Origin of the sequence: Nostoc linckia z4 (assembly GCF_002608075.1) — a bacterium.
GTDB lineage: Bacteria > Cyanobacteriota > Cyanobacteriia > Cyanobacteriales > Nostocaceae > Nostoc > Nostoc linckia.
Window position 1 is genome coordinate 1 of the sequence record NZ_LAHA01000030.1, and the last position, 13,088, is coordinate 13,088.

Annotated in this window: 15 protein-coding genes and 1 pseudogene; 8 read left to right on the forward strand and 8 right to left on the reverse strand. The window is 39.3% G+C overall.

Translation table 11 applies throughout. From position 1 onward, the window contains the following. Positions 1 to 204: 204 nt before the first annotated feature. Positions 205 to 897, forward strand: coding sequence for a hypothetical protein (locus VF06_RS22075; protein WP_099072724.1), 693 nt, complete (start codon positions 205 to 207; stop codon positions 895 to 897). 19 nt (positions 898 to 916) lie between these two features. Here the strand turns inward: VF06_RS22075 and VF06_RS22080 are convergent, their stop codons facing one another. Beyond that, on the reverse strand, positions 917 to 1,111 hold the full coding sequence (locus VF06_RS22080; protein WP_099072723.1) for a hypothetical protein: 195 nt from the start codon (positions 1,109 to 1,111) through the stop codon (positions 917 to 919). A 748-nt stretch (positions 1,112 to 1,859) separates the two neighbouring features. On the opposite strand from VF06_RS22080, the gene VF06_RS22085 reads away from it, so the two are divergent. The 4 genes from VF06_RS22085 (at position 1,860) to VF06_RS22105 (ending at position 6,166) form a co-directional block, all read left to right on the forward strand. Next, positions 1,860 to 2,405 (forward strand): shikimate kinase, encoded by a 546-nt coding sequence (locus VF06_RS22085; protein WP_180267655.1) that lies wholly within the window; start codon positions 1,860 to 1,862, stop codon positions 2,403 to 2,405. 93 nt (positions 2,406 to 2,498) lie between these two features. Continuing rightward, a complete protein-coding gene (locus VF06_RS42840) occupies positions 2,499 to 5,195 on the forward strand; it encodes a bifunctional serine/threonine-protein kinase/formylglycine-generating enzyme family protein (protein WP_244917978.1) in 2,697 nt (898 codons plus the stop codon). A gap of 334 nt (positions 5,196 to 5,529) precedes the next feature. Further along, positions 5,530 to 5,748 (forward strand): hypothetical protein, encoded by a 219-nt coding sequence (locus VF06_RS22100; RefSeq protein ID WP_099072722.1) that lies wholly within the window; start codon positions 5,530 to 5,532, stop codon positions 5,746 to 5,748. Next, positions 5,741 to 6,166: a hypothetical protein gene (locus tag VF06_RS22105; protein WP_099072721.1), complete on the forward strand. Its 426-nt coding sequence runs from the start codon at positions 5,741 to 5,743 to the stop codon at positions 6,164 to 6,166. The genes VF06_RS22100 and VF06_RS22105 overlap by 8 nt, the downstream gene beginning before the upstream one ends. Before the next feature lie 26 nt (positions 6,167 to 6,192). Here VF06_RS22105 and VF06_RS42845 read toward each other — a convergent pair whose 3' ends face one another. Genes VF06_RS42845 through VF06_RS22115 form a run of 3 tightly spaced genes read right to left on the reverse strand, consistent with a single transcriptional unit; the run spans position 6,193 to position 6,799 of the window. Next, entirely contained in the window at positions 6,193 to 6,327 is a 135-nt protein-coding gene (locus VF06_RS42845; protein WP_257207719.1) for a hypothetical protein, read from the reverse strand. Between the two features lie 33 nt (positions 6,328 to 6,360). Beyond that, positions 6,361 to 6,579: a type II toxin-antitoxin system HicB family antitoxin gene (locus VF06_RS22110; RefSeq protein WP_099072720.1), complete on the reverse strand. Its 219-nt coding sequence runs from the start codon at positions 6,577 to 6,579 to the stop codon at positions 6,361 to 6,363. Continuing rightward, on the reverse strand, positions 6,566 to 6,799 hold the full coding sequence (locus VF06_RS22115; protein ID WP_099072719.1) for a type II toxin-antitoxin system HicA family toxin: 234 nt from the start codon (positions 6,797 to 6,799) through the stop codon (positions 6,566 to 6,568). Before VF06_RS22115 ends, VF06_RS22110 begins: the two co-directional genes overlap by 14 nt. 71 nt (positions 6,800 to 6,870) lie before the next feature. Between VF06_RS22115 and VF06_RS22120 the strand changes: the two are divergent. Then, positions 6,871 to 7,020: pseudogene (locus tag VF06_RS22120) on the forward strand (shikimate kinase); the annotation flags it as partial. 22 nt (positions 7,021 to 7,042) lie between these two features. Here the strand turns inward: VF06_RS22120 and VF06_RS22125 are convergent. After that, positions 7,043 to 7,645, reverse strand: coding sequence for a Uma2 family endonuclease (locus VF06_RS22125; protein WP_099072718.1), 603 nt, complete (start codon positions 7,643 to 7,645; stop codon positions 7,043 to 7,045). A 165-nt stretch (positions 7,646 to 7,810) separates the two neighbouring features. Between VF06_RS22125 and argB the strand changes: the two genes are divergently transcribed. Then, positions 7,811 to 8,707: an acetylglutamate kinase gene (gene argB / locus VF06_RS22130; protein ID WP_180267656.1), complete on the forward strand. Its 897-nt coding sequence runs from the start codon at positions 7,811 to 7,813 to the stop codon at positions 8,705 to 8,707. Between the two features lie 174 nt (positions 8,708 to 8,881). On the opposite strand, the gene VF06_RS22135 is transcribed toward argB, so the two are convergent. Beyond that, positions 8,882 to 9,292 carry a hypothetical protein gene (locus tag VF06_RS22135; RefSeq protein ID WP_099072967.1) on the reverse strand — a complete coding sequence of 137 codons (411 nt, stop codon included), beginning with the start codon at positions 9,290 to 9,292 and terminating at the stop codon, positions 8,882 to 8,884. A gap of 169 nt (positions 9,293 to 9,461) precedes the next feature. Here VF06_RS22135 and VF06_RS22140 point away from each other — a divergent pair, with 169 nt between their 5' ends. Then, positions 9,462 to 10,004, forward strand: coding sequence for an outer membrane protein assembly factor BamD (locus VF06_RS22140; RefSeq protein WP_099072969.1), 543 nt, complete (start codon positions 9,462 to 9,464; stop codon positions 10,002 to 10,004). 405 nt (positions 10,005 to 10,409) lie between these two features. Here the strand turns inward: VF06_RS22140 and VF06_RS22145 are convergent, their stop codons facing one another. Together VF06_RS22145 and VF06_RS22150 are read right to left on the reverse strand one after the other, a co-directional pair. After that, positions 10,410 to 11,534, reverse strand: coding sequence for a glycosyltransferase family 4 protein (locus VF06_RS22145; RefSeq protein WP_244917979.1), 1,125 nt, complete (start codon positions 11,532 to 11,534; stop codon positions 10,410 to 10,412). Between the two features lie 308 nt (positions 11,535 to 11,842). Continuing rightward, on the reverse strand, positions 11,843 to 13,072 hold the full coding sequence (locus VF06_RS22150) for a polysaccharide pyruvyl transferase family protein (protein ID WP_099067754.1): 1,230 nt from the start codon (positions 13,070 to 13,072) through the stop codon (positions 11,843 to 11,845). Positions 13,073 to 13,088 lie beyond the last annotated feature (16 nt).

Sequence of the window (13,088 nt, forward strand, 5' to 3'; positions counted from 1 at the left end):
CCCTTTCCCCTTTACCCTTTCCCCTTTACCCTTTCCCCTTTACCCTTTCCCCTTTACCCTTTMCCCTTTCCCCTTTCCCCTTTACCCTTCCCCCTATTGTGTTTCTTCCCAGACAGCAGCCACGGTCACCTTACCACTACTGGGCTTCCTGCTTAAATTTGTTGTAAAAGAAAGATAGAGTTATTTTTTACTTTTGCCTTTACTATGGCTGTAATTCGCTTGATTCTATTGGTGGCGGTACTGGGAGGACTAACACTGTTGTTAGTTCAGAATTGGTCACCTCCACTATCGCTGGTATTTTTAGGTCTGCGGACTCAACCGTTACCCCTAGCGATGTGGGTTTTGTTTAGTACAGTCGCTGGTGCTTTTACATCTATATTTATTACGACGTTGTTTAAATTATCCAATTATTTTGCCCCAGGACAACGCCAAACTCCTGACAGACCAGCAGCAACTTCATCTCGCGCAAAGGCAAATCCTAGAGAAGAACCTACATATACTCGTCCAAATCCACCACCAGCTAGCAAAAAACAAGAACCTACCAACGATGTGTTTGATGATTGGGAGACAAATAGTAGTGGAGATGATTGGGACTTTGATGAAAAACCCGAAGAAACCTCTACTCGCAATCCTCAAACTCAACAGTCCAGAGACTCTAAAATTTACGAACGCCAATCGCAACCTAAAACCAGTTCTGAATCTGGTTCAGTTTACTCCTACGGCTATCGCGAACCGAAAAATACAGCAGTCGGAAAAACTGAATCAATTTACGATGCTGATTATCGAGTGATTATTCCCCCTTATCAGCCGCCAACTACGAAGCAAGCTGATGATGACGATGATTGGGGATTTTTTGAAGATGATTCTGAAGATGACAATGAACGTCCCCGGCGGTAAGAACTATTAAGCTACCTCTCTACTTGATACCACATCGCTCTCTTGATTCTTGCTTGACTTTACCAGTCATGGCTGCTTCCTGCAAATTCATGAAAGCATTAAAATCTTCCAAGTCATAAGGGGTAGTCAACAGTTGTCGGAGTCGATTTTCAGCTTCCACTGTCAAATAGCCAGTTGCTAAAGCTTCTTGTACAATGTCGCGAATTCGAGCCATAGTTGACGCCTCATTCATCCTACTATTTATTAATTCAGGCTTATTCAAATGAAATATGCAGTAGTTTTTATGTCGAAACTTCTAGTTTGGAAATATATTTCAGCTAATTCCGAGTGATAAGTCATTATTTACACCTTTGATTATCAATTATTAATTGTTCATGTCTTGTCCTAACTCAATTATGAAAAATTCCACTTTGTGTTGATTAAAACACAGTATATTTTGTACTGAAATTCGTCTGCCAAAGATAAAATACTGGCTATTCGGATAGACAGAAATTGTTTCGATAAAGTTTCAAAGAAGTTATCTTAAATTTCCGTTAAACGTAAATGTAGCTCAACAAAATTTGTTAAGCCACCTCACAAAGGTTACTAAATTTGTGAGATGATTAACTATTTATCTATACTGAATAATTGTTAATTTCTTGTGTTTGTTACTTTCAATACAGAAATAACAGTAATAATGGCAATTAATTCCATTCAAATAAAAGATGAATTGATAGAAACTAAGACTTGTGCTTTCAAAAAAAGACTAAATTATAGATGATTTGCATACCACATCTATCTCAAGAAAGATTGTTGTATGACTACATTTTGGGTTTGCTACTACCCAAATTGCCATTGGTTCTGGCTTTGACTTCTGCAAAATCTCAATTCAGTACTAAAATTAAACTCTTGTAAGACTTCTCAGGTTTTATCTGAGCCTTAGGAAGCAGCTAACATAACTCACGATTGGAGCGAAGCAACTGGTGAGCAGTTTATTACAAGGAGTCAACCTGTACTTAATTGGGATGATGGGGGTTGGTAAGACAACAGTGGGGCGCTTACTAGCAAAGCAGCTGGCTTATGGGTTTGTGGATACCGATGATGTTATTGCTCAAGCAGCAGGTAAATCCATCAATCAGATATTTGACGAAGAAGGAGAAGCAGCATTTCGTCAATTAGAAAGCGATGTTCTGTCGCAGGTTTGCGCTTTTACAAAATTAACCATTGCAACTGGTGGCGGTATTGTATTGCGGCGAGAAAACTGGAGTTATTTACACCACGGTTTGATAGTGTGGTTAGATGCGCCAGTGGAACTAATTTACAGCCGTTTAGCGGATGATACCACAAGACCGCTGCTACAAGATTCCGATCCTCAAGAAAAATTGCGATCGCTCCTCGAACAACGTCAATCATTATACGCCCAAGCCGATATCAGAATTGCGATCGCTCAGGAAGAAACACCAGAACAAATTGCAACCAGAATCATAGAGGCTATCCCCAGCGTACTGAAAAAACCTGTTTCTCATTAATGAGGAAAACGTACTAACAGATTATTAAGTGTAATTGCGGAATTATGCCATCATTGTCATAATATTCGCAAATATCGCTGAATCGAAAACCCTATGGTTTGGATAGCTGGACAGCAGTTGCAGGGCGGTAAGTATGTAATTGAACAAATTCTCGGACAAGGTGGCTTCGGTATTACCTACAAAGCGCGACACGCACTACTGAACAACCTTGTGGTGATTAAAACCCCCAACGAAAGCCTGCGCCACGATCCAGAATATCCCAAATATGTCAAGCGATTTATCGATGAAGGACAGCGACTAGAAAAGCTTTCCGAAAAGCAGCACCCAAATATTGTCCGTGTCAGGGATTTATTTGACGAGGGTGGTACTTACTGTTTGGTAATGGATTTTGTTCAGGGAGATAGTTTATTTCAGCTGATTCAAAAAAGAGGAGCATTACCAACACAAGAAGCTTTGCAATATATTATGCAAATTGGTGAAGCATTGAAAGTTGTCCATCAGGCTGGATTAGTCCATCGAGATGCCCATCCCGGTAATATTATGATTCAACAGGATGGCAAAGCAGTATTAATCGACTTTGGCATTGCGGGTGAGACAATGCCAACAACCGTTAGTTCCAGATTTTTTGGAAATCCAGGATTTGCACCCCACGAACAAATGCGGGGAGATAGAAAACCCTATGTTGATGTTTATTCCCTCGCAGCTTCCCTATACTACGCGATCGCGGCCAAAAGACCAACTGAATCTTTTCAGCGTAAAGCCTATAATATGCCATTGGTTTCCCCACAGGAGCATATTTCTAGTATTAGCAATGAATTAAATCAAGCAATTCTCAAAGGGATGGAATTAGAACCAGAAAACCGTCCCCAAAGTATGCAAGAATGGCTAAAATTGCTGACAGATGAAGTTGTCACAATTTGGAAAAGCGGATATCGGTTACAAAATGGCAAATATACTATTGAAAATGATATTGCTCAAGGTGGCTTTGGCATTACTTATTTAGCCATAGATGAAAATAATCAACGAGTTGTCATCAAAACCTTGAATGAAACAGTGCAACGCCGTCCAGATTTTGCCAAACTTCAGCAAGATTTTCTCAACGAAGCTGTAAAATTAGCAAAATGCAATCATTCCCATGTTGTCAAAGTTAGGGAAGTATTCCCAGAAGGGCAACTTTGGTGCATGGCAATGGAATATATTGAAGGGGAACACCTTGCTGATAGGGTGCAACGTCTAGGTGTTTTATCAGAAGCCGAAGCATTAGGTTACATCCAGCAGATAGGTGAAGCGTTAACAGTAGTGCATCAAAATGGTTTGTTACATCGGGATGTGAAGCCAGCAAATATTATTGTGCGTTCTCAAAAACGAGAAGCAGTATTAATTGACTTTGGCATTGCACGAGAGTTTATCCCTGATTTGACACAGATTCATACTCCATATTTATCTCATTGCTTTGCGCCAATTGAACAATATCAAACAGTTGCACCAAGGGGCGCTTACACTGATATTTATGCTTTAGCTGCAACGCTATATTTTCTGTTAACAAATAGATTGCCTCCTATAGCTCCAAATAGGGCTACTGGTGCAGTATTAAATTCACCACAGCAGATTAATTCTAGTATTAGCGACAGGGTAAATCAAGCAATCCTCAAGGGGATGGAGTTGGAACCAGAAAACCGTCCACAAACAATGCAGGAATGGTTGGAATCATTAAAGGAACCACCAGTAGTTGTTGTTGCACCAATCAATAATCATCCACAAATAAATAACAATCCCCAAGTCAATAACAATCAACAAACACTTATCAAACCATCACGGCGAAAATTTATTCAAACTGTTGGCTGGATGGGTGTTGGGTTGGGAACTGTGACTGTGGGTAAGCTAATTACGGATGCTTTTAGAAAACCATCAACATCTCCAAATGCTTCTACAAAACAATCAACATCTCCAAAAGAATTATCCCTAAAAACCTTTAATTTTAAAACAGTGACAGTTGATGCAAAGGGAAACATCACTAACCGCCGCAATGGCCAGGCAAAATACTTTGTGGAAGACTTGGGGAATGGTGTCACTTTAGAAATGGTGCAGATACCAGGCGGAACCTTTAAGATGGGTTCACCGGAGGAGGAAGTAGGGAGAAATGAAGATGAAAGTCCACAGCATCAGGTGACAGTTCCTGGGTTTTTCATGGGTAGATATGAAGTCACCCAAGCCCAGTATCAAGCAATTATCGGGACGAATCCTGCTGTGTTTGAAGGCGAGAAACTACCTGTAGAACTAGTGAGTTGGGATGATGCGGTGGAATTTTGTCAAAAGTTAAGTCAGAAAACAGGACGTACCTACAGGCTACCCAGTGAAGCGGAGTGGGAATACGCCTGTCGTGCGGGGACGACTAAACCGTTTTATTTTGGTGAAACGATTACGACAGATTTAGTAAATTACGACGGGGATTATACATACGCCTCTGCACCCGAAGGTGAAAATTACCTACAAATAAAACCAGTAGGCAGTTTTTTGCCCAACGCCTTTGGTTTATATGATATGCATGGCAATGTTCGGGAGTGGTGTCAAGACCATTACCATGATAATTACTATGGCGCACCAACAGATGGCAGGGCCTGGGTCAGTGATAATACAAATTTAAGGCTACTGCGGGGCGGTTCTCACGTCGATTCTCCTAGACTCTGCCGTTCCACGTCCCGCTACGTCTCTGTTGGGGCAGAGCGCGGTGACCCCAACAATATTATTGGTTTTCGTGTTGTCTACGCGGTTGGGAGGATTCTTCAGTAGCCTTTTTCTCTTTTCCCCTGTTCCCCTTTACACTTCTTCACTTTTCCCTCTTCTGCCTTCGGCGGAAAATTTTTTTATTTTGGGTGTGGTGATTAAATTCATTAAAATATGAATTTATTAGGAAAAATATCTTGATGCGATCGCTTTTAGATTGTGCGATCGCAATATCCTAAATACTACGATCGCATTTTTTAAAGAATATTTTTTGGTGCGATCGCTTTGATATTTACTAATTAAAATTAGAGTATCGTAATTTATAATATGCCATAGCTCTCGAAATGCAACAAGGATTACTATATAATTGAGTTGCCAATATATTTATCAAGTTAATTTTATGTCTCTCACTGAGCTTTTGCCCCATTTAAAAGAATTATCTCACACCGATAAACTTTTATTACTGCATTTCCTAGTAAATGAAATGGTGAACGAATCCGGTTTAGTTCCATTAGATGCTCAAGGTAAAACTGCAAACCTTGGTTTGTATGATTCTTTTGAAGCTGCTGCTGTTTTAGCAAAAGCTTTAGCAGAAGCAAAAGCACCAACAAATGGTTGATAAAGTCAGATTTAGGTTCACTGAGGTTAACCCAGAGTTAGGTGCATTAAGCACATTTCCTTATCTTCCTTTAACCCTAACCTATCAGAATCATTCTTTGAATGTATCGGGTTTACTGGATACAGGTTCAAGTGTTAATGTTTTACCTTACGAAATCGGATTGAGGTTGGGGGCTGTTTGGGAACGTCAAACACTTTCCGTTCCGTTGGGAGGTAATTTGTCTAGATTTGAAGCAAGAGCATTGGTTGTGATAGCAACAGTAGAACAATTTCCAACTGTGGAATTGGCTTTTGCTTGGACAAGAGACAGAAATGCTCCCCTGGTTTTAGGACAGATGAATTTTTTCTTGGAATTCAATGTATGTTTTTATCGTGCTGATTTAGCATTTGAGATTAGCCCTAAAAAAACGCAATTGTAAGTAACTACGCAAAAATATTTATATAATTACGAGAAAAATATTTTCGTGCGGAACATCGCACGAACCGCTACACGATCGCATTTTTGTAGAGAATATTTTTTGGTGCGTTCGCATAGCGACTCCTGTGGAGTATCGCCAGCATAATATAAAATTAATTGCATTTTTCAAGACATATATTTTTAGTGCGATCGCCATCAAGCAGCTTTATTAACAGTTGGTTTTGGAAGTTCTTCACCCGTGGCTTCGTAAGCCATAATTAAAGATTCTAAAGCTTCAATTCCATTTGTGACAGCTTCCTCATAACTATCACCATGAGTTCTCCAAAGCTGTCCGGGAAAATCGGGAAATCCCACCAAAAAACAATTATCTTCTTCAGACCATTGAATCAGCATTTGATACTTAAATTTGCTCATCTTCTTGCTTCTGTTGTTGTTGTCTTTCTTCTACTTCCTTTATAGCCTGCTGAACATCTTTTTCTTGATAGGGTTTAGCATCCGAAGCATCTTTACCAGAAATAGTTAATTTTCCACTGTATAAAGGATGAATCCAGTTGGTATGACTACCTTTACCTGGGAGTTCAGTAAAATCTAATTTACGTAGAATCTGTTTTAACTCCCTGATTTTCCTCGGCATTTTTCAGGTTTTGGTTATTATTCATAGCAGATTAACATTAGCCATCATCTTTTTGAGGATATATTTTGTTGGTGCGATCGCTCCTGGAACAACGTCAAGGACTATATTCCCAAGCCGATCTAAAAATTACAGTGCAAGAGGGAGAAACACCGGAAGAAATTGCCACGCGGATACTTGAGGCAATTCCTAGCGTTCTCAAATCACAAGTTTCTAATAATTAAGAACAAAGTAATTTTCTGACGCTTACCAGATTTTGGTCATCTTTAACACAAATCCTGGCAATTCTGGATTGCCACTAACTGTTTCAGGATTATCCAAAATTTCAAGTTGTTGATGAGGACGGTAAATATAAACCTTTCGATTTTTGCGATCGATCAACCACCCTAATGATGCACCATTGTCAATATACTCCTGTATTTTTTCTTGTAATTCTTTGAGGCGGTCACTAGAAGAACGTAGTTCAATTACAAAGTCAGGACAAATTGGTGCAAAAGAAGCTTTTTGTGCTTCTGTTAAATCATTCCAGCGCTCTAATTTAATCCAAGATGCATCAGGGGAACGAGTAGCACCGTTGGGCAATGTAAAACCCGAACTGGAGTCAAAGCCAATCCCAGTACCATCTTTTTCAGTCCAGTAGCCTAGCTGTGCAGCGATATTAAAGTTACGATTGCCCGTATCTGAAAAAGCTGGTGGCATGATAATGACTTCCCCACTAGCAGTACGCTCAATTCGCAAATCTCGATTAGCTTGGCAAAATTCGTAGAACTGCTCATTTGTCATCTGCACAAGCCAGGGAAAATTGACTGTTAAAGGTGTGCTTTGGGTTTGAATTAGCAGTCTCGTCATTTTTATTTTGCGGTTCTTCAATCCCCGATTGTGATGATTTCAATTTTAGACCTTTGATGCAGCGATCGCCCCGCCCAATGCTCAATGCCCCATAACTTATTGTTACAGGTTCCAAAGTCTTCTACACTGACTGAAATAGGTTTTAATTTTCAATGGCGGCTCCTCATAATGGTTAATGATAGTGAGTACATCAGGCAAGCTGAAGCCACTCGCGTGCAAGTGCTAAGCGAAGCACTACCTTACATTCAACAGTTCACCGGCCGGACTGTTGTTGTTAAATATGGTGGCGCAGCAATGAAAGATAGCACCCTCAAAGATCAAGTCATCCGTGACATTGTATTTTTATCTTGTGTTGGCTTGCGGCCAATTCTAGTCCACGGTGGCGGGCCAGAAATTAATAGTTGGTTAGATAAATTAGGAATTGAAGCGCAATTTAAGAATGGTCTACGTGTTACCGATTCCCCCACAATGGATGTGGTGGAAATGGTTTTAGTCGGTCGGGTTAATAAAGAAATTGTGGCGCTGATTAACCAAGCTGGAGGTTTAGCTGTAGGACTTTGCGGCAAAGATGGTAATTTGATTACAGCTCGTCCCCAAGGTCAAGAAGGCATCGGTTTTGTTGGGGAAGTCAGCAATGTAGATATCAAAATTTTAGAAACTCTCGCTAGTAATGGCTATATTCCGGTGGTATCCAGCGTCGCCGCAGATGAAACAGGACAAGCTTACAACATTAATGCTGATACTGTGGCTGGAGAAATTGCCGCAGCATTAGGAGCAGAAAAGCTAATTTTATTAACTGACACCAGAGGTATTTTAAAAGATTATAAAGATCCATCTACCTTAATTCCTAAAGTAGATATTCGCGAAGCTCGCGAATTAATTAGTGCTGGTATAGTTAGCGGTGGTATGATTCCTAAAGTCAATTGTTGCGTGCGATCGCTTGCTCAAGGAGTACGTGCAGCACACATCATCGATGGACGCATTCCCCACGCCCTACTTTTAGAAATCTTCACTGACGTTGGTATCGGGACAATGATTCTCGGTTCGCAGTTTACATCGTAAAAGGGCATGGGGCAAGCAGGAAGTGTGGGAGGGGTGGGAGGATGGGTGAACGAAATTTTGTGTGGGATTTCTGGCTAAGTATCCAAAAAATGACCCTCCACACCCCCCACACCCCCCACACTCCCCACACTCCCCACACTCCCCACACTCCCCACACTCTCAACACTCCCCACTCTACCGAGGATAAGTAATAATAACCCGCGATCGCCCGCCGCTAAATGGTGTACGACGCCATGAGTTATTGATAATCACCGGATTGACTAGTGTTGAGTTGCGAATTGTAGGATTCACCAAAGTTGGATTAATTATGGTGGAATTTCTCACCCTTTGTCTGATGACAGGATAGGAATAATTGTTGTAATAATCAATGCGTTGTGGTGTCAATCCTGTTGCTGGGTCTACAGGCATTGGTGTGGGAATTGGACTACCATAAATGAAGGAACCAACAGCAGGCGCTCGCCTAATTCCAGAGCCACTGTCAATTATAATTATGTCGGCGGATGCTGGAGCGATGGCAGCACTCATCACTGCCAGAGATATGCCTGCTCCTAGCCAATACAATTGTGAATGCTTGGTTTTTAGCATATGTTTGATAACTTGTATTTGATACCAGACTTTTTAACGAAAAAATAGCCATAGCTACTAGTTAAAATTTTAGAAGTTTATCTAGTTTCAAGTTGTTAGCTTGTGAAAAGATTTTAAAAAGATTGCTGACATTGGCAAAATTAAAATAGTGGTAATTTACGAACAGAACGTGAGTGCAGAAAGTATAGAAATTGCTAAAACCCGCTACCAGACTGGAAAAATTGCCTTTGAAAATGGGCAGTACCGCGAAGCTGTAGAAAATTTAGAAAAGGCTAGCGCTCTATTAGCTCGCAATTCTCGTCTTGGAGGTGAAGTTGAAATTAGTCTGGTGACTGCTTATGAAGCAGCTGGACGCACAGATGATGCGATCGCTCTTTGCGAAAGACTCAAACGCCACCCACATTTTGAAACTAGCAAACAAGCGCGACGGATGCTTTACATATTGAAAGCACCAAAGCTCAAAAGACCAAGCGAATGGATGACTCAAATTCCTGATTTGGGCGCACTACCCGATAACGAACTCAAAATTACTGTTGCTGCTAAGTCTCCTAAATCTCCTCAACCGCAGAAGCCTAAACTGACTGAGCGAGAATTTGTCGATTTGAGTCAAGTTAATACTAAAGATAATCGCTTTATTTGGGTAGCGTTAATTACAATTGGTCTAACTATTTTCTATTTACTTTGGTTGAGTGTTTCCGGAGCACCTGTTTAACATACAGCAGATTTCAAGCAAAGTTAGATACAGTCCTAATTGATTTGTGACATCTAGGAATCCTGTTTGATTGTTGAACAAAATTCTGTAGACTTTACTCTTTTATAACCTTATTGTCTATTGCCTATTGCCTGCCTATACAGATGAGTTCATTACTAAAATTTTCACAACTCAAATAGGATTGCAATACAATACTTGTCGGTTAAGGGGGAAAGGGAAAAGGGAAAAGGGAAAGAAAAAACCTTTAACCCTTTCCCTTTAACCCCTTCGGGGTGACGCTCCTTCGTCGCTAACGCTGACGCTAACGCCAGTCGCTCATGGGGGAAACCCCCAAGACCGCGCTGGCTCACCTTTTCCCCAAACCAAATTCCAGTTTAAAATCCTTAACCGAGCAGTATTGGATTACTATAAACAATGACGATATACATCAGCCGTCATTTGTGCAATGTAGTCCCAATTATATTGTTGGGCTAGCTTGAAATTGTACTGTCCCATAGACAATAATTCATGCTGTTTTTCTATAGCAGAATTCATGGCTTTCATTAAGCCTTTTTTATCATCGATTTGGTATAAAAATGCTCCTTGCTCGTCAAGCACTTCTCCAATACAACCTTTGCAGGGTGCAATGCAGGCTCTACCAAAAGACATTGCTAAAATTACCGCACCTGATGTCAAAATATCTCGATATGGAAAGATAACTACATCACAAGCATTCATGTATACTTGAACTTCATCGTCTGGAACGAAGCCTGGAAAGAATTTTATTCTCGGATCTTTCGCAATTTTTTCTTTCAAGGTATCTGTAATTTCTTGGCTATCGTCATAAACTCTACCTGCAATCACTAGTTGAATGTTATTACTTTTGTCGCTATTTAGCTGACTAAATTGATCTATAAGTTCAAATACTCCTTTGTACGCACGAATTGTACCAAGGAACAAAAAAACCATACTAGAATCTTGCAAACCTAAAATTTTGCGTGCGTTTAATTTTCCAATTTTATTGTCATAAGCTTCTATGTAATTTCCATGTGGAACAACAAATATTTTATCTGCATTTTTTACAGAAAATTTTTTGACTATCTCTTTTTTTGCTATATGACAATGAGCAATCATCGCATTAGCTAATTTAGCTACAGTAAGGCTATAAATTCGGTCTAAAGCTAAGTTTTTATTTTCATGATTTTTGATATTATGTACAGTCCAAATAATTTTAATGCCGATTATTTTAAGAATCATTAACTCCAAGATAATTATGACAAATTTAATTATATTCACCAACGGATTCTTTGAGTGTACAAAGAAGGGATGTAGCCAATGCAAATGTATGATATCTGCTTTTTGTGGGAAAAATACCGTAGATAAAAACAATGTTCTTGAAGAAGAAGTGTCAGGAAATACTAACTCAATATCTAATTTTTTTAGATGAAGTTTCAATTGTTTGATATAAGGATTGTCATCAATGACTTTAGGTAGAAAAATAGATTTAATTTGCTTTTTTGTTAAATTTTTTTTACTAGATGTTGTTATCATATTGATTTGTTATCAAATTTTATAGGATTACCATAACTTATAAAACAAAACTTGCATTTGTTTTATTAAAAATAATTATATATTTTTATTTCTGTATAGAAAATCAAAATACTTTCGTAATCACCTTCTATAATAAAACTTTTCAGGCTTGTGAATTTATTAATACATAAGAAAACAAAGTTTGCTGTGCCATTGAAAGTAGTGAGAAGCAAGAATCCTGATTTTAAACTCCAATTAACCTGTGAAGTTTAGCCTCTGCATTCTTAGACTTCTCGCTATCGATCGCTAAATGGCAAATCTTGTGATTTCTATTTTAAAATCTCCGAAATCATATCAAAGTTAGCTGCTGCTGCTTGCTTAGTTTGTGGTAGTACTTGATTTAGCCGATTGGCCACTTCGTGACGTTTATTCCAACAGTTAACTATAGTTTCACAAGCTACATCGGCATTGAGAAATTGTTGAATTGAAATCAGTAATTTATGATCGTGAAGTGCTTCGGAACCAAAAAGATCCAACATAATTCCTTCTGCCTTCACTGAATAACCAACTGGGAGAGTACAGATACCACTGGAAAGTCCAGCGATCGCTGGGTGCATTCTTTCGGCTACAATCATGTCGCAGGCTGCTATTAATCCTTTAAACTCTGACGCAGTATGATCTGCACCTGCAAGTCGAACATCTAAATGATAATCAAGAGCTTTTAACAATTGCGTAGCAAAGATGCGATCGTCATTATTAGCATTGATTTCTTGAACGTGAGGAATAATCAATACCTGCGCCTGGAATTCGTTAACCATTAGCTTGATTACCTGACACCAAACATTAATATGTTTTTCATAATCTTGAGCAGCATAACGGCAAATACCTTGACTAGGTGCAATGGCAATTTTAGGTCTATCTTGGTCAATACCGTAGCTTCTCAAAATTTTTGCTACCATCTCTGGAGATGGCGGTTTCAATAAAAAAGCTGGATCGGCAGTGTGTTTTACTAATGAAGCATCTAAACCTAAATCTTTAGTTACATATTTGTAAGAAAGTTGTTCGCGGACTGTAACTAATTTAGAACGACGAGCAACTTTCAACCAAGCATCCACTTCTTTCTGAGTTTTGAATGGCCCAATTGATTGAGCGAGAAACACAACAGGTACACCAGCATCCAAAGCTATATTTAATGGTAATAAATGCCGATCTAATCTTCCATAGTCAGAACTGAATACATCTCCTCCAGAAGCGATAGCAATTGATGATTGACGGATTCTTTCTACATTGGATTGATAATTAGCTGACAAAGGCTTATAAAACTGAGAAAAAATATTACGTAACTTGTGCAGCTTTGTTTTGTTAGCATTTCTCAGATAATCTTTAATTGTCTGCGAGCCAAAAACCTCTAGCCGGATTTCGTCATAATCAGGTGAATCAGTCAACACATCTATACCTAAACTAGGTTGACGTTCTAGTAACTGTTCAATGGTAGGAACGACTAACGCTTCAACACCTCTATTACGTAACCCAGTGATTCCCGTAATAATTGCATTCATGATGATTTTTATCCTT

Bases quoted from the DNA above. Each gene is read 5' to 3' on its own strand.
- VF06_RS22075 (WP_099072724.1), top strand. From the start codon at position 205: ATGGCTGTAATTCGCTTGATTCTATTGGTGGCGGTACTGGGAGGACTA.
- VF06_RS22080 (WP_099072723.1), bottom strand. From the start codon at position 1,111: ATGGCTCGAATTCGCGACATTGTACAAGAAGCTTTAGCAACTGGCTAT.
- VF06_RS42840 (WP_244917978.1), top strand. From the start codon at position 2,499: ATGGTTTGGATAGCTGGACAGCAGTTGCAGGGCGGTAAGTATGTAATT.
- VF06_RS22100 (WP_099072722.1), top strand. From the start codon at position 5,530: ATGTCTCTCACTGAGCTTTTGCCCCATTTAAAAGAATTATCTCACACC.
- VF06_RS22105 (WP_099072721.1), top strand. From the start codon at position 5,741: ATGGTTGATAAAGTCAGATTTAGGTTCACTGAGGTTAACCCAGAGTTA.
- VF06_RS42845 (WP_257207719.1), bottom strand. From the start codon at position 6,327: ATGCAATTAATTTTATATTATGCTGGCGATACTCCACAGGAGTCGCTA.
- VF06_RS22110 (WP_099072720.1), bottom strand. From the start codon at position 6,579: ATGAGCAAATTTAAGTATCAAATGCTGATTCAATGGTCTGAAGAAGAT.
- VF06_RS22115 (WP_099072719.1), bottom strand. From the start codon at position 6,799: ATGCCGAGGAAAATCAGGGAGTTAAAACAGATTCTACGTAAATTAGAT.
- VF06_RS22125 (WP_099072718.1), bottom strand. From the start codon at position 7,645: ATGACGAGACTGCTAATTCAAACCCAAAGCACACCTTTAACAGTCAAT.
- VF06_RS22135 (WP_099072967.1), bottom strand. From the start codon at position 9,292: ATGCTAAAAACCAAGCATTCACAATTGTATTGGCTAGGAGCAGGCATA.
- VF06_RS22145 (WP_244917979.1), bottom strand. From the start codon at position 11,534: ATGATAACAACATCTAGTAAAAAAAATTTAACAAAAAAGCAAATTAAA.
- VF06_RS22150 (WP_099067754.1), bottom strand. From the start codon at position 13,072: ATGAATGCAATTATTACGGGAATCACTGGGTTACGTAATAGAGGTGTT.